The organism is Clostridium sp. LIBA-8841 (genome assembly GCF_034439435.1).
Classification (GTDB): Bacteria; Bacillota; Clostridia; order Clostridiales; family Clostridiaceae; genus Sarcina.
Genome location: NZ_JAPCKJ010000001.1, coordinates 958041 through 980913 on the forward strand (window position 1 = coordinate 958041; position 22873 = coordinate 980913).

General features: G+C 29.1%; 24 protein-coding genes and 1 pseudogene. 10 read left to right on the plus strand and 15 right to left on the minus strand.

The window, feature by feature from the left end:
• Positions 1 to 519 precede the first annotated feature (519 nt).
• Entirely contained in the window at positions 520 to 732 is a 213-nt protein-coding gene (locus tag OIF33_RS04155; RefSeq protein WP_322502961.1) for a hypothetical protein, read from the plus strand.
• Positions 733 to 785: 53 nt separating this feature from the next.
• Here the strand turns inward: OIF33_RS04155 and OIF33_RS04160 are convergent, their stop codons facing one another.
• The 10 genes from OIF33_RS04160 to hflX form a co-directional block, all read right to left on the minus strand.
• Entirely contained in the window at positions 786 to 1277 is a 492-nt protein-coding gene (locus OIF33_RS04160; RefSeq protein WP_322502962.1) for a hypothetical protein, read from the minus strand.
• A complete protein-coding gene (locus OIF33_RS04165) occupies positions 1277 to 1723 on the minus strand; it encodes a hypothetical protein (protein ID WP_322502963.1) in 447 nt (148 codons plus the stop codon). Before OIF33_RS04165 ends, OIF33_RS04160 begins: the two co-directional genes overlap by 1 nt.
• Positions 1724 to 1794: 71 nt before the next feature.
• Positions 1795 to 2298 carry an ATP:cob(I)alamin adenosyltransferase gene (locus OIF33_RS04170; protein ID WP_322502964.1) on the minus strand — a complete coding sequence of 168 codons (504 nt, stop codon included), beginning with the start codon at positions 2296 to 2298 and terminating at the stop codon, positions 1795 to 1797.
• Positions 2299 to 2356: 58 nt separating this feature from the next.
• Positions 2357 to 2665 carry a hypothetical protein gene (locus tag OIF33_RS04175; protein ID WP_322502965.1) on the minus strand — a complete coding sequence of 103 codons (309 nt, stop codon included), beginning with the start codon at positions 2663 to 2665 and terminating at the stop codon, positions 2357 to 2359.
• Between the two features lie 123 nt (positions 2666 to 2788).
• Entirely contained in the window at positions 2789 to 3526 is a 738-nt protein-coding gene (locus OIF33_RS04180) for a YebC/PmpR family DNA-binding transcriptional regulator (protein WP_322502966.1), read from the minus strand.
• A 125-nt stretch (positions 3527 to 3651) separates the two neighbouring features.
• Positions 3652 to 4305 (minus strand): YigZ family protein, encoded by a 654-nt coding sequence (locus tag OIF33_RS04185; protein WP_322502967.1) that lies wholly within the window; start codon positions 4303 to 4305, stop codon positions 3652 to 3654.
• Between the two features lie 5 nt (positions 4306 to 4310).
• Complete coding sequence (locus OIF33_RS04190; RefSeq protein WP_322502968.1) at positions 4311 to 5717, minus strand: PLP-dependent aminotransferase family protein; 1407 nt, start codon at positions 5715 to 5717, stop codon at positions 4311 to 4313.
• Positions 5718 to 5740: 23 nt separating this feature from the next.
• Complete coding sequence (locus OIF33_RS04195) at positions 5741 to 6643, minus strand: nucleotidyltransferase domain-containing protein (protein WP_322502969.1); 903 nt, start codon at positions 6641 to 6643, stop codon at positions 5741 to 5743.
• A gap of 54 nt (positions 6644 to 6697) precedes the next feature.
• On the minus strand, positions 6698 to 7180 hold the full coding sequence (locus tag OIF33_RS04200; protein ID WP_322502970.1) for a hypothetical protein: 483 nt from the start codon (positions 7178 to 7180) through the stop codon (positions 6698 to 6700).
• Between the two features lie 134 nt (positions 7181 to 7314).
• Positions 7315 to 9108 carry a GTPase HflX gene (hflX, locus tag OIF33_RS04205; RefSeq protein WP_322502971.1) on the minus strand — a complete coding sequence of 598 codons (1794 nt, stop codon included), beginning with the start codon at positions 9106 to 9108 and terminating at the stop codon, positions 7315 to 7317.
• A 106-nt stretch (positions 9109 to 9214) separates the two neighbouring features.
• Here hflX and hpt point away from each other — a divergent pair, with 106 nt between their 5' ends.
• A complete protein-coding gene (gene hpt / locus OIF33_RS04210; protein ID WP_322502972.1) occupies positions 9215 to 9739 on the plus strand; it encodes a hypoxanthine phosphoribosyltransferase in 525 nt (174 codons plus the stop codon).
• Positions 9740 to 9771: 32 nt separating this feature from the next.
• Here the strand turns inward: hpt and yunB are convergent, their stop codons facing one another.
• Positions 9772 to 10458 (minus strand): sporulation protein YunB, encoded by a 687-nt coding sequence (yunB, locus tag OIF33_RS04215; protein ID WP_322502973.1) that lies wholly within the window; start codon positions 10456 to 10458, stop codon positions 9772 to 9774.
• Positions 10459 to 10594: 136 nt separating this feature from the next.
• Here yunB and OIF33_RS04220 point away from each other — a divergent pair.
• Together OIF33_RS04220 and OIF33_RS04225 are read left to right on the plus strand one after the other, a co-directional pair.
• Positions 10595 to 13189, plus strand: a pseudogene (locus OIF33_RS04220) (transglycosylase domain-containing protein).
• A gap of 291 nt (positions 13190 to 13480) precedes the next feature.
• On the plus strand, positions 13481 to 14881 hold the full coding sequence (locus tag OIF33_RS04225; RefSeq protein ID WP_322502974.1) for an alanine/glycine:cation symporter family protein: 1401 nt from the start codon (positions 13481 to 13483) through the stop codon (positions 14879 to 14881).
• Between the two features lie 34 nt (positions 14882 to 14915).
• Here OIF33_RS04225 and OIF33_RS04230 read toward each other — a convergent pair whose 3' ends face one another.
• Both OIF33_RS04230 and OIF33_RS04235 read right to left on the minus strand, forming a co-directional pair.
• On the minus strand, positions 14916 to 15308 hold the full coding sequence (locus OIF33_RS04230; protein WP_322502975.1) for a hypothetical protein: 393 nt from the start codon (positions 15306 to 15308) through the stop codon (positions 14916 to 14918).
• A gap of 53 nt (positions 15309 to 15361) precedes the next feature.
• Positions 15362 to 16438, minus strand: a complete 1077-nt coding sequence (locus OIF33_RS04235; protein WP_322502976.1) for a GNAT family N-acetyltransferase — start codon at positions 16436 to 16438, stop codon at positions 15362 to 15364.
• 326 nt (positions 16439 to 16764) lie between these two features.
• Here OIF33_RS04235 and OIF33_RS04240 point away from each other — a divergent pair, with 326 nt between their 5' ends.
• From OIF33_RS04240 to OIF33_RS04260, 5 genes are read left to right on the plus strand one after another with little or no spacing between them, the layout of a single operon-like run.
• Positions 16765 to 17304, plus strand: coding sequence for an XRE family transcriptional regulator (locus tag OIF33_RS04240; protein ID WP_322502977.1), 540 nt, complete (start codon positions 16765 to 16767; stop codon positions 17302 to 17304).
• A gap of 31 nt (positions 17305 to 17335) precedes the next feature.
• Positions 17336 to 18385 carry a spermidine/putrescine ABC transporter ATP-binding protein gene (potA, locus tag OIF33_RS04245; protein ID WP_322502978.1) on the plus strand — a complete coding sequence of 350 codons (1050 nt, stop codon included), beginning with the start codon at positions 17336 to 17338 and terminating at the stop codon, positions 18383 to 18385.
• Positions 18386 to 18387: 2 nt separating this feature from the next.
• Positions 18388 to 19233, plus strand: a complete 846-nt coding sequence (locus tag OIF33_RS04250) for an ABC transporter permease (RefSeq protein WP_322502979.1) — start codon at positions 18388 to 18390, stop codon at positions 19231 to 19233.
• Complete coding sequence (locus tag OIF33_RS04255; protein ID WP_322502980.1) at positions 19227 to 20027, plus strand: ABC transporter permease; 801 nt, start codon at positions 19227 to 19229, stop codon at positions 20025 to 20027. The genes OIF33_RS04250 and OIF33_RS04255 overlap by 7 nt, the downstream gene beginning before the upstream one ends.
• 1 nt (position 20028) lies before the next feature.
• On the plus strand, positions 20029 to 21111 hold the full coding sequence (locus OIF33_RS04260; protein WP_322502981.1) for an ABC transporter substrate-binding protein: 1083 nt from the start codon (positions 20029 to 20031) through the stop codon (positions 21109 to 21111).
• Positions 21112 to 21144: 33 nt separating this feature from the next.
• On the opposite strand, the gene ndk is transcribed toward OIF33_RS04260, so the two are convergent.
• Entirely contained in the window at positions 21145 to 21576 is a 432-nt protein-coding gene (ndk, locus tag OIF33_RS04265) for a nucleoside-diphosphate kinase (protein ID WP_322502982.1), read from the minus strand.
• Positions 21577 to 21762: 186 nt separating this feature from the next.
• Here ndk and OIF33_RS04270 point away from each other — a divergent pair, with 186 nt between their 5' ends.
• The gene (locus OIF33_RS04270; RefSeq protein ID WP_322502983.1) at positions 21763 to 22032 is read left to right on the plus strand and encodes an acylphosphatase; all 270 of its coding nucleotides are present in this window, start codon (positions 21763 to 21765) and stop codon (positions 22030 to 22032) included.
• Positions 22033 to 22172: 140 nt separating this feature from the next.
• On the opposite strand, the gene OIF33_RS04275 is transcribed toward OIF33_RS04270, so the two are convergent.
• Positions 22173 to 22739: a hypothetical protein gene (locus tag OIF33_RS04275; protein ID WP_322502984.1), complete on the minus strand. Its 567-nt coding sequence runs from the start codon at positions 22737 to 22739 to the stop codon at positions 22173 to 22175.
• Positions 22740 to 22873: the final 134 nt, after the last annotated feature.

The following is a 22873-nucleotide window of genomic DNA, read 5'->3' on the forward strand; positions in this document are numbered from 1 at the left end:
TGATAATAAGTAAAAGCAGTGATATTTATATAGAATTATTTAGTCATAAGTCTATTAAAATATTACTGCTTTTATTTTTTTATTTGTCTATATTTTAAATAAGTTTTGATTTTTAAATAGAACTGTAAGAGATCATTCTAATAAAAAATTATTATTGCATCACTTATACACTAATAAGCCTTAAAGCAATATAAGTTTTCAGTATTTATTTTCATATTGCTTAAAGCATTTATAATGTTAAACTTCTGATTATCAATAAGTAGAAATAATAAATATATTATACTTTTTTTCTTATGATTTTCTCCCTCCAAACTCCATTATTAGCTTATCCTATAAAAAGATTACCTCTAAAATCATTATGAGGTAAATATACTAATTTTGTATATTTATAAACTTAGTGTATAAACTAAATAAACTTTAGATATTATTAAAATATATTTAATATAATTCACATTGTAAATTTTAACAAATAATGGTAGTATTTAAACTATATTTCATATAAAAAGGGGAAAAGAATCTATGAAACTAAAAAAGTGGAAAAATCCAAACTTAACCTCATTAAATGTTAAAGAAACTTATGAAAATACCTTCGATTATCCTCATGCTTGGCAATGTCCTAAATGCGGCCCTACAACTGCAACCGAAGGTATAGATGGAGCATTTAGATGTGATAAATGTAAAACGATTTTAGGAAAAGGTGATTGGGTAGGAGATGGCCCCCATCCATCTTAAAGGTAAATAAAATAAAAAAGGTATTTTCTTAAGTAAGAAAATACCTTTTTATTTTAAATTGACTTTTTTAAAACCTTACTTAATGGTTTGTATAAAAATAATGTTGCAATTACTGTACAAACTGCATTTCCTAAAGAAACTTGAAAACCCAATAAAATAGTTACCCAAAGTTCTTTTACTCCTAATCCAGCTGTTAAAAAGTAAGGAAGCTGAATTAGTGAGCCCATTAAAAATGATAGTATAGCTCCAAAGAAAGCATATACATACTCCGACTCTGTTTTTTTAGCTATAAAATTATATATAAGTACATATTGTGGGAACACCACTATATACATGAGACTCCATGGCGCTAACCCTTTTGTTAATATAACTAAAATAGAAAATACTAAAGCAGAATACCACCCAAGATTTCTTGGAAGAGATGTTCCATAAAGTAAAATAACAAAGCTAACAAGTTCTAAATATGGAACAAAAGATCCCATAAAATAAACTGCATAAAGTATTGCTGCAAGTAATGCTCCTTGTGTAATTCTTTTAGTATCCATTACATTGATTTAGTAAATACGAATTGTACACTATCTCCATTTTGAATATTTATACTATCTACCCCTGGAGCCTCACCAATTTTATAATTTAAATTTTGTTCTGGTGATTTGTATGAATACATCCACCATGGACCTGTTTTCATATCCTTAGTTTCAATTCCTTCAAGTCCTACTACAAAACTTCCAAACTGACTAGTATCCATTTTAACCTTTAATCTATCTGTATTTTCCTTAAGAAATTCACCTAATGTTACTGCATTAGTTTTGAATTCCTCATTATCAACAATAACTTTATTATTTTCCTCATCCTTAATTGTTACAGTTATTGTTTTATCTCCCTTAGTTCCATTAGGTGCTGTTTTATTATTTATGTATTTGTATCCAAAAACAGCCCCTATTATTACTAAAATAGCTATAACAATCTTTATTAGTACTGACTTCTTCACTTTAGTCTCCACCTTTCCTTTGTATATATTTATTAATTTCTAATATTTATTAGATTAAGATTTTTAACGATTTAATATGATTTTGAAACAAAAACCTTTTCTTCAATTCCATTAATTCTATTTATTTCAAGAGAAAATACAAATAAAATATTTGTTATTAAGTTGCTAAAATCTAATAATATTTCAGGAACTTCTTTTCCTGAGTTTTTTATTTTGTATAGATTTCTACAAACCTTTTTAGCTTCTCCTCTAGCTACGTGATATTCACACGCTAAAGGATGACCTGTTGGGTAAACAAAGGAACTTATTCTATCCTTATTTAAATTTCTATATTTATTTAATATTTCTAATCCCTTTTCTATATCTTCAGGAAATATAGCAAGTCTTCCTCTTAAAGAACCGTTTAAATGAAGTACCCTATCCATCATCCAAAAAGTTTCCTCTTCTAAAGGAGTATTCATTGATAAAATTCTTCCTAAAAAAGAACTTAAGTGATCCGTCATAACCTCATGATCAACATATCCAAAATCTTCACTTAAAAATGGATATGAAATCAAATCTATGTTTTTACTCAAACTCTTTTCCTCCATGTTATAATATTTATTTACATGTTATAATATTTATTTAATAGTATTAATCTATAAAAAAAGCATCTTTGATTTTCTTTAAATTCCCATTCTTTATTAATCCATATATATTTATTGTTAAAGCTATTAGAAATATACTTCCACCTATTAAACTCAAATAAGTGTTTATATTACTACTTGAATCATCTCTACATAGCATTAAAAAAATTGATACTAATGTCATTTGGATACTAATAAGCATTATTTCACTAAAAGTTTTTTTCTTACAAAATACCTCTATAAATATAAATGATAATAATAGTATTATAATTAACCCCAAAATCATAAATGATATCACCATAGCTAGTGCTTGCATATTATCCCCCTATATTAAAAATACCTTTTGTTGTATCTTATGTACATCAAAAGGTATTTTTAAACTATCCAAACCTAAAAAATTAACTTTACTAATTAACATTTAAAGTAAGATAGTAAAATCTTACTCATCCCATCCTTCTGGGAATTCAGCATTGTGGTAAACCTCTTGAACATCATCATCATCTTCAAGTAAGTCTAACATCTTTTGGAATTTCTTAGCATCGTCTTCATTTATAGCAGTCTCAGTATCTGGTATCATTTTAACTGATGCTTCTAAGAATTCTAATCCTTCAGCTTCTAAAGCTTCTCTTACTGTACCAAAATCTTCTGGTGAAGTTGTAACTATAAATACTTCCTCTTCTGATGAGAAGTCCTCTGCACCAGCATCTAAAGCCATCATCATTATTTCGTCTTCATCTAAATCAGCTTTTTCTATTATGATTTCACCTTTCTTTTGGAACATGAAAGCAACACATCCTGATGTACCCATGTTTCCACCACCCTTAGTGAAAGCACTTCTTACATTACCAGCTGATCTATTTTTATTATCTGTTAATGCTTCTACCATAACAGCTACTCCTGATGGACCATATCCTTCATAAATTATTGATTCGTAATTTACTGAATCTCCTTCTCCAGCAGCTTTCTTTATTGCTCTTTCTATATTATCATTTGGCATGTTTGCAGCCTTAGCTTTTGCTACAGCATCTTTTAATCTTGAGTTTCCATCTAAGCTAGCTCCACCTTCTTTAACTGCAACAGCTATCTCTTTTCCTAACTTAGTGAATATTTTTCCTCTTTTGGCATCCATTTTACCTTTTTTAGCTTGTATATTATGCCATTTTGAGTGTCCTGACATCCTTATTCCTCCTAACATATATGTAAACTATAGTTTAAATTTCTTTGAATTTCTTTGAATAATACCTAAATATTATATCATAGAGATTTTTTCTCTTCAACTTAGCTATTCTCTTTACTTATGGTCTATTCATCGAAACTTTCATAAAGTCTATTTCCCTCTTTAAAATATATTGCTTCTAAATCCGTACTCATTATAGCCTTTCCATTTGTAGCTTCAGTAAAGCTTTTTTCTATTTCTGGAATAAGATCCTTTTCTGCTAATATATATATCTTAACATTATCAGTAAACTCTGTATTTTCTATATGCCAATTATTTTGACCACATATATATTGAATCTTTCCATAAAGATCATAATCTATTTCAGTACAAAGCATTTCTCCTTCTACTTTTTCTACAATACCAGCGGCATTTATAGCTATGGCAGCCCCTTTAGTATAAGCTCTAGTAAGCCCCCCTGTACCTAATAAAACTCCCCCAAAGTATCTAGTTACCACTACAGCACAATCTGTTATTCCTTGCTTTTTTATCACCTCTAATATTGGAATTCCTGCCGTCCCTTGAGGCTCTCCATTATCACTATATCTTTGTATTCCCATATTAGAGCCAATGACATAAGCATAACAATTATGTCTGGCGTCCTTATGCTTATTATTAATTTCAGCTATAAATTCCTTAGCCTCTTCCTCCGTTGTAACTCTTTTAACATATCCTATAAAAACTGATTTTTTCTCTTCGAATCTATCATCAGCTGCTTTTTTTACCGTTATATACTTCATAATATCTACCTACCTTTTAAAACATCGTATATATTATCTATCCCTTTTTCTATCTTATTATAATCTATCTGAGAAAATCCAATTCTAAAGCTTTTATCTCCATCCTTAGGATTTTTGAAGAATATACTACCTGGGGTTATTATGGTTTGTCTATCTTTTAATTCATAAAATAACTCTTTAGATGTTATGTTTATCTTCTTATTTATTTTCAAAAATAAATTAAGTCCTCCCTTTGGCTCTTGAAATGAAACCATGTTTCCTAATTTATTATTTATAAGCTCTTTTATAAAATTGTATCTTTTAGAATATTCCTTATTTAATATTTCTATATGCTCTTTCCAATATCCTTTTTCAATGTAATCCTGAAGTGCTCTTTGCATTAAACTTGAAGTAGCTATATCAGTATTTACCTTTAAAGCTTGAAACTCTTCCTTAAACTTATCCGGAGCTATTAAATACCCCATTCTTATTCCTGGAAGAAAAATTTTAGAAAAACTTTTTATATATATAACTCTCTCAGAATCTAAACTTCTATAAGGTATGTACTCTAAATCCTTTGAGTAAACTAATTCCGAAAGATAATCATCCTCTAATATATAGAAATCATATTTATATGATAACTCTATTATTTTTTTCTTCTTTTCTAAGGAACAACTTACTCCTGTTGGGTTTTGGAAATAACTCATTGTATAAAAACATTTTATTTTATTTCTCTTTAATAATGCTTCAAACTTTTCTATATTAGGGCCATCTTTCTCCATTGGAATCTCTAATATATTTGCTCTTCTAAGTTTAAAAACTAGAAGTGCTCCCCCATAGGTTGGTCTTTCTATTACAATATTATCATTTATGTTAACTAATGATTTACCTACAATATCTATTCCTTGTTGCGCTCCAGAAATTATAAGTATATTATCCAAATTATTTTTACCATTCCAAAACTCATCATTTATACTTCTTCTTAATTCTAAATATCCTAAAGGATCGCTATATATTAATGCTTCTACTCCATCTCTAACCAATACATTATCTAAAACCTTCTTAAGTTTTTCTACTTGGAAGAAGTTTGCACTAGTTGTCTCTCCAGTGAAATCTATCCAATTTTTTAAATCTCCAGAAGCTATTTTTCTAAAAATATCATTATAATCATGTTTGAAACTTCTTCCCACATCCTTATTTTTAGCATAAGTTCCACTTCCTTGAGATTGATATGCATATCCTTCTTGAGTAAGTTTTTTATAAGCATTAATTATAGTTATTTTATTTACCCCTAAAAAATCTGCTAATTCTCTTATGGTAGGTAACTTTTCTCCTTCTAATACTTTTCCTCCTTCAATTAGCTTTTTAATATTTTCATATATTATTAAGTATTTACATACACCCTCTGTAAAAACCACCCTAAATTTATTCATACTTCACACCTTATTTGATTTATTTAGATATTCTCTTTTATTAAGTACACCTTTTCTGTTATAAGCTTATGACCACATTCTGAAAATTTCTCTCTTCCACTTTTCTTTACTATATTTTTCTTACAAAGATATCCTAATATCTCTTCAAAATCTATTTTAAATCCTTGAAATTCTTCTGATTTCTTTATCTCTTCTGAACTTAAATAATCCTCTTGTTTTTTCATATAATCTATTAATGCTTTTATTATTCCTATAATATTTCTTTCTAAGAAACTTTCAATATAAAAATGTACATATTCTAAATCTTGTTTATCTGATGCTTTAAATATGCTATTAATCATATTTTCAAACTTCTCATCTAATTTCATAAGCATTCCAGTAGAACTCTTTGTGATTAAATATCCATTAAAATTTAAATAAAGTTTACTGAAGCTATCTACTGAGTACATAAGGGATTCAAAGGCAGCGTAAAAATTCTCATTATGAATACATTTTTTATATAAATTCATATCCTGTAGAAGTTCTGCAAAATAAACTAAGTTCCATTTTTCACTGTGAGCATCTATATAATATTTTATTGAAGTAAATTTATCTGCAATTTCTTGGTCCTTACAAAAAATCAACTTTGATGATATAAATTTTCTATGTATTGTACTTCCTGTAATCTCCTCTTGACTGAAATTAACTAAAAATTTCTTTGATATTATCTTCAAATGAAGAGATACCCCTAATTCTTCACCATAAACATCTTTTATCCCTTTAAACTCTCCATTTACAATAACAAATAAATCTATGTCGGACCCTTCCCATATATCTCCGTTTATTATACTTCCAAAAGCCGTAACTCCAATAACTTCATCATTCTCTTGAAGGTCAGATATAACTGATTTAAAAGAATTTTGATATTTTAATATTATTTCACTCAAGATTTTCCCTCCTTTAAAAACTTCACATTTCATATTTCATATATTTAATAAAATTTATAAACACTTACTTTTCTCTATCAAGCATGCTAAAGAATTTCTTAATAGGTCTAAGCTTAATTCTATTTGTTCTAGTATATCATAAGAAACATCTAAAGCCCTCTTAGTCTCTCCCTTTTTCCCATAAGTATTAGTTTGATATAAATTTGCGGCAGCAGCAGTATTTTGTACTGAAAAACTTAAGAGATAAATAATGTCTAATGATGGTCTAACAATTCTATCATAATAGACTTTATATTCATCACCTACAGCTAAAGTAGCTGCACTAGCTTGTATTGTTGATGCCTTTAAGAGAAGATCCTGAACTTGTGTGTATATTTTATTTATTTCATCTAAACATGGATTATTACATTCATCACTTGGAATACTTTGACTATTATTTAGAATTGGCCGTGTCGGTATTGTTTCATCAGTTAATCCACGATCACGCTCTCTAATTCCTCTTATATTATCATTATCTAAAGAATCATTTGTCTCCATATATAATCTCCCTAAAAATTAGTACTATTATTATTATACTTATATGTAGTATATTTTATGATGTAACTATTTTAAGAATAAAAGCTAAATTCAATTAGAATTTAGCTTTTATTATAGATTAAATAATAATATTATTATAACTCATACTCTCTACATCTATTTTCTACTTCCTCATCAACCTCTGCTTTCATATAAGTGCCTTCTTCTCTATATTCTTCTTCACTTACATTTGCATTTCTATGAAGATAAGCTACAACTTGTTGTGCTGTATATGGAATTATATATTCCTTACTTTTTAAAGTATATGGCAGTTCTTCGCTTATAGCATTTAATAATTCTTCTAAGTTTATTCTTTCCTTAGCAGAAACTTTTACTACCTTATTATATATTGAAGAATATTTTTCCTCTAATTCATTTAATTTTTCTTCATCAGCTTTATCAATTTTATTAAGAACTAATATTTTTGCTGATTCTAAGGCCTTTAATTCACCTAAGACTTTTTCTACAGCTACTATCTCTTCTTGTGCATTATCTGAAGATGCATCCACAACATGACATAGAAGATCTGAATATATAACCTCTTCCAAAGTTGATTTAAATGCTTCAACTAATTCGTGAGGTAATTTACTAACAAATCCAACTGTATCAGTTAAAGTTATATCTCTATTATCAGGAAGTTTTATGGCTCTTGTTGTAGTATCTAAGGTTGCAAAAAGCATATCCGCTTCAAAAACTTTATCCTTAGCTTGAGTAGCTAATGTTGAGGCAGATTCTTCACATAAAGTATTTCTTAAAGTAGATTTTCCTGCATTAGTGTATCCAACTAATGAAACTTGTGAAGTTTTATCCTTACTTCTTCTTTCCCTTTGAGTTTCTCTTATTTTCTTAATCTTTTTAAGTTCTGCTTGAAGATCATATATTCTTTCTTTTATATGTCTTCTATCTATTTCAAGTTTCTTTTCTCCTGGTCCTCTTGTTCCTATTCCACCACCAGTTCTAGACATTACAGTACCAAGCCCCATAAGTCTAGCTGCTCTATATTTTAACTGAGCAAGCTCTACTTGAATTTTAGCCTCTCGTGTTTTAGCTCTTCTTGAGAATATTTCTAAAATAAGAGTTGTTCTATCAATTACCTTAACTCCTAAGTTAGCTTCAAGATTTTTAACCTGTGCTCCTGATAACTCATCATCAAAAATTACTAAGTTAGCTCTTGTTAACTGCCTTATATTAGCAATCTCTAAAACCTTACCTCTTCCTATATAAAAGGCAGCATCAATTTTACTTCTATTTTGGAATACTTTCTCTAAAGTAGGGATATCACAAGCCTTAGCAAGTTCTTCTAACTCATCTAAACTTTCTCTTGTGTCACATCCAACTAAAATAGCTCTTTCACTATCATCTTCCTCAACGTTGCTTGTTTTAATAACTTCTTCAACATGGTTGATCTTATCTAAAATATTAATTTGTAGACATTGATCTATAGTTAAATGAGGATACTCTTCATTTATAAGAAGCTCATTTTCTACATAACAAAATCCTAAAGAAGCATCTTTAGCCTTTCCTTCTTCCACAGCTATAGCCATTATTACATCAAGTTTTAATTTCATAAGTGCAGATATGTCTAAAGCTGAAAGTCTACAAACTCCACTTGGATGAGTATGTATTATTCTAATTCCAGATAATCTTTTTTCATGTATATCTATTAATGGAATCTCTACACTTGAAGAGTCTCCTATAGCTACACTGATTACCTTTCCTTTTCTATTTATTCCTACACTAATTTCTCTTTCTATTTGAGAAGATAATCTAGAAATAATATTTATTATATCTTCTGTACAAACACTATATTTAGGTACGTTTAATTTATAAAGTTCTTCTAATTCTTTTAACACTGAATTCCTTATACCATCAGTATTTCCATGTATCATATATTACCACCTCGTAATATTTATTATGTTTCTTGACAATTTTCATTTAATTTTATACTATAAATACAATATTGTAAATAATACGGAATAGTTAGGGGAGAAAATCATGGAAGATAAGAACAGAAATATATTACTTTCTGAAGAACAAATTAAAGAGCAGATAGCTGTTGTAGGAAAAAAAATAACTGAGGATTATAAAGATAAGAATCTTTATGTTTTATCTTTATTAAGAGGAAGTTTCATATTTGCAGCTGACTTAGTTAGAGCAATTGATACTAAAACTCAAATAGGATTTATGACTACTTCAAGTTATGGTCACGGTGAAGAAAGTACTGGAATAGTTAAAGTTGTAAATGATATTCCAGATAACATTGAAGGTTTAGATGTTCTAATAGTTGATGATATCATAGATTCAGGTATAACAATGGATTTTGTTATAAACCATGTAAAATCATTAGGTGCTAAATCAATTCAAACTTGCACCCTTTTAGATAAACCATCTAGAAGAAAAGTTGATTTAAAACCAGATTATTGCTGTTTTGAAATCGAAGACTTATTTGTTGTTGGTTACGGATTAAACTATGGTGACCACTACAGAAATATTCCTTACATATTTAACTGGGAAAAATAATTAAAAGGAGGATTTTCCTCCTTTTTTAACGCCTAATTATTATCTTCCACATTTTCATTAATTCCTTGGAGTATATTGCTACCCCACATACTCTTCGGAACCTCTCCTACTATAACTGTATCAGAGATCGGAATTTGATTTACCACTTCAACCTCTTTAGATTGGAGTGGTAATATTATTTTAAGATTAGTTTTTACATCTACTAAAATTTTATGCCTAGTCTGATTTATGCCTGCACTCTCAAAAATAGAGTCATAAGACACCTCTACTCTTCCTATTGGTTCCATCTTAACAGTTATACTTGGTCCCCAATAAGACATTATATTATTTTTAGTTATATAACCAATAGGCATCTTAACTCCTATTGAACCAATCTCCTTTATATCAGCTTGTGACTTTATAGCCACCTCTGTTGCTAAATCATTTAACTTTATTGTATCTGCCTTAAGCATTTTTATATCTCCTAAAGAATCTTTTTCAACATTTATCACATTATCATAATCAAACTTTTCTGTATAAACCTCAACTATATTTTTATTTATAACATCTAATGTTTTAGCTCTCATTTCAGAATCTGCTACAAGTAAAACTGTAGGAGCAATTATTTTATCAAAAGCATATATAAAACTTATAAAACCGGCAATAATGATTATTATGATTATTATTAAATATTTTTTAAAATCTATATTTATATGTTTATTTTTTTTTACATAATACAAAGGCTACACCTCTTATAAATTGGTTTACTCTTAATATTATTATGCTATAATAATATATAATATTTCTTTAAATATATAATAATATAATCATTTAGTTTTTTAGAAATAGAAAGTTTTATTATGTTAGGAGGAAAAAATGACTGACAAAAAAAGAGAGCATAAAGATAGAAAGCAGAAGAAAAAATCAGATAAAAATCAATCGAAGGTGAAAAAATTCTTTAAATGGTTCTTTATAGGAATTCTGCTTCTAGGGATAACTGCCGCAACAGTAGTTGGAGTTTACGTTCTTTCAATTATACGTTCTGCTCCAGATTTAGATGTTCAGGCAATTCAATCTCTAAATCAGCCATCCATTCTTTACGATGATCAGGGAAATTTTATGGATAATGTTATTACTCGTGAACAACGTTATGTAGTTACATCTGAAGAAATCCCTGACAATTTGAAAAACGCTTTTGTAGCTATTGAAGACGAAAGATTTTATGAGCATAAGGGAATAGACATTAGAAGAATTTTTGGGGTTATAGTTTCTAATGTTAAAAATAAACTATCAGGAAGTAATACGGTTCAAGGGGCCTCAACTATTACTCAACAGCTTATAAAAAATGCAGTCCTTACAAACGAAGTTAGTTACGAAAGAAAAATAAAAGAAATGTACTTATCTTTAGAATTAGAGAAGCACCTTTCAAAAGATGAAGTTCTTACTACGTATTTAAATACAATACCAATGGGTGGATATCAATATGGTGTTGGTGCCGCTGCACAAAGATTTTTCAGCAAGAATGTTTCAGATTTAACATTAGTTGAATGTGCTTATTTAGGAGGACTTACTCAAGCACCTACTGCTTATGATGGTCTTTCAGAAGCTAATAAAGCTGATCCAAGTAGATATTTAAATAGAACTAAATCTGTACTATTTAAAATGCATTAACTAGGATATATTACAGACGAAGAATATAACAATGCAATAAATGAAATTGATACAAATGGTATTAAATTCACCCCTAATACTAAATTAAGCAAAACTAACTTTGAGTGGTTTACAAGACCTGCTATAACACAGGTTAAACAAGATTTAATTACTAAATATAAATACACTCAAGAGGAAGTTGATAAACTTATAGCTAATGGTGGATTAAAAATCTATACTTCTATGGATAGAAATCTTCAAAATAGTGTCCAGGAAGTCTTAGATGATCCAAGTAACTATAAAGCTATAACAGGTAACCCTAATGAACAAAACGAAGAAGGGGTTTATAAACTACAAGCATCAGCTACAATAATAGACTATAGAACTGGTCATGTTAAAGCTTTAGTAGGAGGAAGAGGTGAACAACCTCCAATGTCTCATAACAGAGCTTACTACGATTTAAAATCTATAGGATCAGCAACAAAACCATTAACTGTTTATGGGCCTGCTATTGATTTAGGTCTTGGTGGTGCTGGTTCTGTAGTAGATGATTCTCCATTAACAAATAAACAATTAGCTTCTACTGGTTACAAAGAACAACCTAAAAATGAATATAATAGCTACAAAGGTTATTTAACATTTAGAGAATCAATAAAAATTTCTAGTAACCTAGGTGCTATAAAAGTTGCTAATGACGTTGGCACTTCAAACTCTATAGCTTACGGAGAAAAACTAGGTATGGTTTATGGACCTAATTCTAGAGGAGTTTCAACAACAGCATTAGGTCAATTCCAAAATGATCCTAATAACCCTGATGGTGGAAACACATATACTCTTGCTTCTGCATTCGGAGTTTTTGGTAATAACGGAGTTAAGACAGATGCTAAATTATACAATAAAGTACTTGATTCTCAAGGAAACGTACTTCTTGATTCAAGTACTCCAGAAGAAATAAAAGTATTTAGTCCTCAAACTGCATATATAGTTTATGATATGCTTAAGGAACAAGTAGACTCTGGTTCTGCTAAGCCAGCTAAATTTGGTAACATACCTGTTGCTGGTAAGACTGGAACAACTACTGGAGATAAAGATTATCTATTTGCAGGATTAACACCATATTATTCTGCAGCCATTTGGATTGGATATGATCAACCTAGAGAAATGAAAACTAGTAGTGGTACTGTTACTTCTCCAATATTCGGAAAAATAATGGGTATAGCTCATAATGGATTGGAATATAAAGAAATTCAACAACCAAGTGGAATAAGCAAGGTTGCTGTATGTAAGGATTCAGGCCTTAAGCCAACTTCACTTTGTGCTCAAGATCCTAGAGGTAGTAGAGTTTATTATGATTGGTTTGTTGATGGAACTGCTCCTACTCAATACTGTGATAATCATGTAAAAGTAAGAGTAAACAAATTAAATAATAAGCTTGCTTCAGATAGCACTCCAGCTAGTCTTGTAACTGAAAAAGTGTTCTTAAGAAGAAGCTGGGCTTTAGGTCAAACATTAGATTCAAAATATATGGCTCCTGGTTCATATGATAATACTACTTCTTTACCAGCAGAAGAAAATAAACCTAATGAAAACAAACCAAATGATGGTAATAATAATGCTAATGAAAATAAGCCAAATGAAAATCCTAAACCAGAAGTTCCAGGTGATAATTTAAGTGACAATAATGGTAATATTAAACCTCCATTAACTCCACCAGGAGATAATTCAAATAATAACGGTGGTAATAATACTACTCCACCTGGAAATGTAAACAATGGAAATAATACAAACCAAAATGATCACAATAATAATATTACGCAATAAAGCTAAATCTTTCTTGCATTTTAACTATCATTAAAATAAAGCCACTATGAAATAAAAATTTCATAGTGGCTTTATTTATCTCATACTACTACCTTAACCTATGTAATTTTCTAACTTTTAATGAATAATCTATTAATATTTCATTCATATTCTAACTTATTCCTCTCCTTTCAAATATCACACATATGAATAACGAAATATTAGTTCTTGCATTTTTTTATTATTCATATTAAAATTAATTATAAATGCAACGTAAAATTTAAAATGTTATATCAACAGAAGGAGGAATTTATGGAAATAATAAACAATATGATAGTTAGCGTCAATGATTTTCTTTGGGGTAATATATTAATCATTTTATTAATTGGTACAGGTCTTTTCTTTTCTTTTAAAACTAAATTCGTTCAATTTAGATACATAAAAGAAATGTTCCGTCTTTTAGGTGACGGTATAGGAAAGTCAACTAAAGAAAAAGGTGGAGTTTCTTCATTTCAGGCTTTTTGTATAAGTACAGCATCAAGAGTTGGTACTGGTAACATAGCTGGTGTTGCTATAGCAGTAGCCGTAGGTGGTCCTGGTGCAGTTTTTTGGATGTGGCTTATAGCTTTAATAGGTTCTGCATCTAGCTTTGTAGAGAGTACATTAGCTCAAATATATAAAGTTAAAGATAAAGATTCTTTCAGAGGTGGTCCTGCTTACTACATGGAAAAAGGACTTGGAAAGAGATGGTTAGGAATTATTTTCTCAATTCTTATTACAATCTGCTTCGGATTCGTATTTAACGCAGTTCAGGCTAACACAGTAAGTATTGCATTCAGTAGTGCATTCGGTATTTCACAAGCTGCTATTGGTATTATCTTAGCAATAGTAACAGCCGTAGTTATCTTTGGTGGTATTCATAGAGTTGCTAAAGTTTCAGAAATAATCGTTCCTGTCCTAGCGGTTCTTTATATACTTATCGCTCTTGTAGTTGTAGTTTTAAACATAACTGAAATCCCATCAGTATTTAAACTTATATTTGAATCAGCCTTTGGAATAAAACAATTAACAGCCGGCGGACTTGGTGCTGCAGTTATGCAAGGTATTAAGAGAGGTTTATTCTCTAACGAAGCTGGTATGGGTAGTGCTCCTAATGCGGCTGCAACAGCAGATGTTTCACACCCAGTTAAACAAGGTTTAATACAAACTTTAGGTGTATTTACTGATACCTTATTAATCTGTTCATGTACAGCCTTCATAATATTAGTTTCTGGTCAATATGCTGATAGTACATTAACAGGTATAGAATTAACTCAACAATCACTTGTATCTGAAATAGGACCTTTCGGAGCTTATTTTATAGCAATCTGTATATTACTATTTGCCTTTAGTTCTATTGTAGGTAACTTCTATTATGGTCAAACAAATATAGAATTTATGAACACAAAAAAATGGCTATTAAATGCATACAGAATTCTTGTTATAGGTATGGTTTTATTTGGCTCAGTTGCAAAAGTTGATTTAGTTTGGAATTTAGCGGATCTTTTCATGGGTCTCATGGCTATATTAAACATAATAACTATACTATTCCTAGGAAAATACGCTTTCCTTGCTCTTAAAGATTATACGGCTCAAAAGAAAGCTGGTATTAAGGAACCTGTATTTAAAGCATCTTCTATACCTGGATTAGAAAACGTAGAAGAATGGCAATAATAAAAAGCTTTGAGATTTCATTCTCAAAGCTTTTTTATATTAATCTTTCAAATATAACTTTTTTTTCAATACTTAAATCTTCTTGATTTATTGTAATCTTAAAAATTTGAGGGCAACCCTCTTCTCTCCACTTTTTCATATAAGCTGGTGTAGCTTTATAACTATAATAATAAACTTCCTCATATTCGTCTGAAAACTCTAATACCTCTTTTTTACTGTCTTCACTTAAGCTTAATATTTTCTTGTCCATATTATTTAATATAGGCCAAAAGTATTTCATTGGTATGTTATACTTAAATTCATTATTAACTACTCTACTCTCAAATAATGCTCTTTTTAATATTCTATCTTCTTTATGGCACTCATCTATATTCGCTCTAAATATAACCTTGCCTCTCTTATCTTCATCTAACTTTATGTTTATCATATAATAAACAACTCCTATTCATAATACTATGAAATATAGCATTCATTTAAAATCTATAAATCAAACTTACTTAAAATTGATTCTCCAAACAATTTTTTTATAATATATTTTATTCCTTCCACTTCAAGAGACTTTTTCTTAACCATTATAAGCCTTCCATTATCAATAATATCTTCCTCTGAATAGGTGGTTAATGCTAATTCTTCCTTTATATCTTCAATCCATTCTTGAGAATAATAAGTTTTTAACCCTCTTAGAAACTTATTTTTTATAAATGGTATTATACTATTTCCTAATACAAATACTATTTCACAACCATTGATATTCATTAAAAGACTATTAAAATCATCATTTTCTTTAAAGTTATTACTCTTATTTCCTGGAACAATTATAACATCTAAATCCACATCTTCTATAGATTTTAAATTTTCAAAATTTATATTATATATTCCGCTATTTACTATATTCTTTTGCGTTCCTACTAATTCTACAGAAATTATTTCTCTATTTAAGGTTTTATTTATACTTTCAAAAATTTCTAAAAATGAAATAACTGTACTAACAACCATTTGATCATAAACAAAAATTCCAATTTTTCTTTCTTTTAAAGCCTTAACATTTGTAGTAAAATCCTCTCTAGATAATCTATATGAATATCCATCCTTGTTTTTATACATAATCTTAAAGCCTATTTTCTCTAACCTCTCTCTTTTACCATCTAAAGAAACTGTATCTAACATATATAATCCACCGAACTCATAAAAGAAACATTCTAATATAAGTTGTACAGCTTCAGTTCCATATCCTTTTCCTCTATGTGAATTTTCTATTCTAACATTTAATCTAGCAGTTTTAGTCATAGAATCATACCCATGAAAACTTGCTTCCCCAACTGGATTATCATCATAATCAAATACTAAACAATAAAGATTTCTTCCATCTGTAGGACTCACCATCTTTTTATAGAAACTATCCCACTTATACCTAGGAAAAGATATTATTTTACCTACGTCAGTCATACTGTCCATATCTCCCCATAATCTTTCAGTATAGCTTAGTTCTTCCAAGTACGGTGTTCTTATATAAACTTTTCTTCCCTCTCTTCTATAGCAGTTTCTTTTTTCTATCACATTACCACACCAATCATTTATTAATTCAAGAGTATTTTATCATAAATTACCACAAGCTGTGAAACTTTTTTACCAGTATTTAAGAATTATTCTTTTCTTGTTTAGTTATACTAAATTTAATAATAAACTTATCTAAACTGCATAACATATATTTCCTTTCAAAGTTGCTAGTTTACTCTTTTTGAGGGATATATCATTTCAAATATATTTTTTCATTTTTTTATTGATTTTTATTTCAAAAGTATTTATAATTATTTATGTTTGTTTAGTAATTTTAAACTTAAAGTTTAGTAAAACTTATAGTTAATGAAATTGAGGTGTAAAACTTGGAAATAGGAGATAAAATCAGAAGTCTCAGAGTGGCCAAACAGTTAACTCAAGAAGAATTAGCAAATAGATGTGAATTATCTAAAGGATTTATTTCTCAACTTGAGAATGACCTTACATCCCCATCTATAGCTACCTTAATAGATATATTAGATATATTAGGAACTAATTTAACTGAATTCTTTAGTGAGGATACAAATGAAAAAATAGCCTTCTCAAAGGATGATATGTTTGAAACTGAAAATGAAGAATTAAAGTACAATCTTATGTGGCTAGTTCCTAATGCTCAGAAAAACGATATGGAACCTATAATGATAACTCTTGAGCCAGGAGGTCAATATATTGAAGAAGAACCTCATGAAGGAGAAGAGTTCGGATATGTTCTATCAGGAGCAATATATCTTCATTTAGGAGATAAAAAAGTAAAAGTGAGAAAAGGTGAGAGTTTTTATTTTAAACCTAAGGCTAATCACTACATTTCTAATGCAGGGAAAGTCTCTGCAAAAGTTATTTGGATAAGTACTCCACCATCATTTTAATATAAACATTTAGAAAGCAGAGGTGTTAGATTTGAAAGATAATAATATTATTGAATTAAAAGGAATAACTAAATCATATGGAAAAGATACAATTTTAGATAATCTTTCCTTAAACATTAAAAAGAATGAATTCCTAACTCTTTTAGGACCTAGTGGATGTGGTAAAACAACCACTTTAAAAATTATAGCTGGCTTTGAAACGGCAGATAGTGGTCAGGTGGTCTTTGAAAATAATATTATTAATGATATACCACCTTATGAAAGACAGTTAAACACTGTATTCCAAAAATATGCTTTATTTCCTCATATGAATGTATATGAAAATATAGCTTTTGGATTAAAATTAAAAAAATTACCTAAAAATGTTATAGATGAAAAAGTTAAAGAAATGCTTAAATTAGTTTCTCTTGAAGGATATGAAAAGAGAGATATTGAAGCACTTAGTGGTGGACAACAACAAAGAGTTGCTATAGCTAGAGCTTTAGTAAATGAACCAAAAGTCCTTTTATTAGATGAGCCACTTGGCGCATTAGATATGAAACTTAGAAAAGGTATGCAAATAGAACTTAAAAGAATACAACAAAAATTAGGTATTACCTTCATTTTTGTAACACATGACCAAGAAGAAGCTCTAACAATGTCAGATACAATAGTTGTTATGAATAAAGGAGAAATCCAACAAATGGGTAGTCCAGAGGATATATACAACGAACCTGCTAACTCATTTGTAGCAAAATTTATAGGTGAAAGTAATATAGTTGATGGAACTATGTTAGATGACTTTAAGGTTGAATTTGCAGGAAAAGTTTTTGACTGTGTTGATAAAGGTTTTGAAAAGAATGAGTCTATTGAAGTTGTAATAAGACCAGAAGACTTTGAAATGGTTAAATATGAAGAAGGTATGCTAAAAGGAACTGTTACTTCAGTTATCTTTAAAGGTGTTCACTATGAAATGGAAGTAAAGGATGAAAACTACACTTGGATATTACACAATACAAAACATGCTGAAGTTGGAGCTAAAATAGGCTTATCTCTTGACCCTGAAAGCATACATATAATGAAAAAAGAGAGTGATGTTTAGAAATGAAAAGTAATAATAAAAATTTATCCTTTGCAGCTTATCCATATGTCGTATGGAGTGCTATATTTATAGTTATACCTTTACTTTTAATAGTTTTCTTTAGTTTTACAAGTAAAGTTGATGGAAGATTTGTATTCTCTCTTGAAAACTTTCAAAGATTATTTGAGCCAATATATTTTGGAGTTTTTGTGCGTTCTATATGGCTTGCAGTTTTATCTACAGTATTATGCTTAATTTTAGGATATCCAATAGCTTATATAATTTCTAAGCTTCCTATGAAGAAAAGGAATATTTTAATACTTTTATTTATATTACCAATGTGGATGAACTTCTTACTTAGAACATATGCATGGATGGCTATACTTGGTACAGATGGTCTTATAAATACACTTTTAGGCTATATAGGTATAGGTCCTATAAAAATGCTATATACTGATGGAGCAATTTTACTTGGAATGGTATATAACTTCTTACCATTTATGGTTATACCAATATATACTGTACTTATAAAAATTGACAAAAACTTAGTTAATGCTGCTTATGATTTAGGAGCAAACAAGGCTCAAGCTTTTAGAAAAGTTATATTACCACTTAGTATTCCTGGAATAATTTCTGGAATAACAATGGTATTTATGCCAGCAGTTTCAAACTTCGTAATTCCAAACCTTCTAGGTGGAGGAAAATACATGCTAGTTGGTAACCTTATAGAACAACAATTTACAACTATAGGTAACTGGAACTTCGGTTCAGCCTTATCAATTTTTATGATGATATTAATATTAATTTCCATGGGATTCATGTCTAGATATGAAAAAAGTGGTAAAGAAGGAGGTAAACAGCTATGGTAAAAAAGTTAGGTGATTTTATTTCTAAATTTTATTTAGCTATAGTCTTTATATTTTTATACGCACCAATAGTAACTCTTATGATATTCTCATTTAACAGTACTAAGTCTATGGCTGTTTGGGGTGGATTTACTTTTGAGTGGTACACTTCCCTACTTCAAAATGAAAGAATATTAGAGGCACTTTACTATACTGTATTAATAGCAGTACTTGCTTCTGTTATAGCTACAATAATCGGTACTATAAGTGCTATAGGAATTAATAATATGAAAAGAGGTCCTAGAGCCTTACTTTTAAACGTAAACTACTTACCAGTATTAAATCCTGATATAGTTACTGGTGTTTCATTAATGACTTTATTTGCTCTTGCTGGCGCATTATTTGGTCTTAAGCCTGGTTTTGGAACTATGCTTTTAGCTCATATAACATTTGATATTCCTTATGTTATATTATCTGTTTTACCTAAGTTAAGACAATTGCCTCCAAACCTAACTGATGCGGCTTTAGATTTAGGAGCTACACCTTCTTATGCTTTAAGAAAGGTAATAATACCTCAAATAATGCCTGGTATAGCAGCGGGATTCTTAATAGCATTTACAATGTCAATAGATGACTTTGTTATAAGTTTCTTCACAACTGGGCCAGGAGTTTCAAACCTTTCTATAGAAATTTATTCTATGGCTAGAAGAGGTATTTCTCCGGAAATAAATGCACTTTCAACATTAATGTTTATTGTTGTCTTAGCATTACTTCTTATTGCTAATAAGAAGCAATCTTTAGTGAAAGGAGAGCGTTAATATGAAAATGAAAAAATTCTTAGCATTAGCTTGTACAACACTACTTTCAGCTTCTCTTTTTATAGGTTGTGGGCCAAAAAAAGATGAAGAAGTCACTCAAGATAACAATAGTAACGTTCTTTATGTTTATAACTGGGGAGACTATATTGACCCTGATCTTATTACAAAATTTGAAGATGAAACTGGAATAGATGTTAAATATGATGTTTTTGATACTAATGAGATAATGTATCAAAAACTTAAGAGTGGTAATGTATCTTATGATTTAATAATTCCTTCTGATTACATGATAGAAAAAATGAAAAGTGAAGATATGTTAGCTAAAATAGATTATTCTAACATTCCTAACTATAAATATATTGGTGAACAATTTAAAAACTTAGCTTATGATCCAACTAATGAATACTCCGTACCTTATATGTGGGGAACAGTAGGTATTATATATAATACAAAAAAAGTTACTGACCCAGTAGACAGCTGGAATATACTTTGGAACACTAAGTATAAAGATCAAGTAATAATGCCAGATAGTGTTAGAGATGCTATGGCAATTGCTGAGAAGAAACTTGGATACTCTCTAAACACTGAAAATCTTGATCAAATAGAAGCAGCTAAGAATGAACTTATGACTCAGAAAAAAGATGGCTTAATCTTAGCTTATATGGTTGACCAAGTTAAAGATGCTATGGTTGGCGGAGAAGCTTCTCTAGCTGTTGCTTGGTCTGGAGATGCCGTTACAATGATAGAAAGAAATCCTGATTTATCTTATGCTATTCCTAAGGAAGGTTCAAACAAATGGTTTGATGCCATTGCAATACCTAAAAATGCTCAGCACAAAGAAAATGCTGAAAAATTTATAAACTTCCTTTGTGAGCCTGAAAATGCTGAACAAAATGTAGAGTACATAGGATATTCTACTCCTAATACAGCGGCATACGATTTATTGCCTGAAGATATAAGAGACGATAAGGTTGCTTATCCTGATGAAGCTTCACTAAAAAACTGTGAGGTATTTGTTGATTTACCATCAGAAATACTTAGAAAATATGATGAAGCTTGGTTAGAAATCAAGTGTACCTATTAAAAAAATGCATGTGCTTTGCACATGCATTTTCTATTACCCACAAATTTCTTTACAAAAAACCTCTGGAAACCATAACTTTATTTCTCTATCTGCACTTTCTATTGAATCAGATGAATGAACTGAATTTTCTGTACCACTTAATGCAAATCTTCTTCTTATTGTTCCAAATTCAGCTTTCTCTGGATTTGTTGCACCATTCAGGGTTCTTACTTTTTTTATAGCATCTTCTCCTTCAAGAACTAATGCTACAAGAGGACTTCTTGTTATATATTTAATTAAAGAATCAAAGAAATGCTTACCCTTATGTTCTTCATAATGTTTTTCAGCAAATTCTTTAGTTATACGCTTCATTTCTATAGCTTTTATCTTTAGTCCTGCTCCTTCATAAACCTCTAATATTTTCCCTATTAAATCCCTTTCAACAGCATCAGGTTTTATTAAAACAAGACTTTTTTCTAACCTCATCAAAATTCCTCCTCAAAATTATTTCCCTTAGATATATTATACATATAATTTCCTATTTATGTAAACATTCACAGAGAAATTTATATAATTATTCATTGTTAATTTATTATTTCCATATTAAATGTAAAAATACATACTTTTTACTTAATATTCTAATTATAATATTATTTATAGGAGGTGTTTTCCATGATTAGAAAAGATTTTTTAGTAAGAGGTAGAGTTCAAGGGGTTGGCTTTAGGTTCTTTTGTAAATATCAAGCAAGCTTATTGTCCTTGACAGGTTATGCGAAAAATCTAGAAGATGGTAGCGTATTTATAGAAATACAAGGAGATGAAACCTCAATAAAAAAATTTAAATCAAATATTTTAAAAGGAAATGGTTTTTCTAAAATAATATCAATTGATGAAAAAGATCTACCTGTTGATTCACGTGAAAAAAGATTTTCTACATACTAAAAAATAAAGGGTAAATCAAAACTAGATTTACCCTTTATTTTTGTATCAACTAAATATCACAAGTATCCTGCTCTCTTCCATACCTTACACTACCATTAGTATCAAACTCATCACTTTTTTTGTAATAAACATAAGATAGATTATAAATTCTCCCACATATCCTCTATGCTATCATAGTCATCTAAAACTTCATCCATTAATTCTAAAGCATCTTCATTATTCCAAGTTTCACATTTTCTTATTTTATTTACCTTTATTATATTATCTTCTTTTCCTTCTTTCATAAGTACACATTCTTCACAAAGCTCTTTGTACTTTTTTAAATCTTCTCTTATAGTATTTTCCACCTCAATAGTTTTAACTCTATTATTATCCTCGTCTCTAAAATCTATAAGTATATTTTCTGAGTTAATTAAATTATTTAAAAACTCAAAATGCCAGTTAAATCCATAATTTAGCCATAAATCATAAGTATTTTCTTCATTATCCTCAAATCTAATCATTATAAGAAGTAAATCTAATTTTTTATTGCTTATAATACTACTCTTTAAGGCTACTAAAACATTGTCTCCAATCTCTTTTAAAGCATATAAATAATCTTTAACGAAAATTATTGGAACTACTCTATCATTAACTTCTACTAAAAGTGGTATTAAAGTTCCTACTTCACTTTCTTTTAAAATATCATCTACAGTTAGAACTGCCATAATATCACATCCTAAATATTAATTACTTGAAATATCTTATATTATATAAGATATATACCATAAATGCCATAATTAAAGCTTTACACCTCCACTCTTATTATTATTGTTATTATCCCCCATAGATGTTATAATTA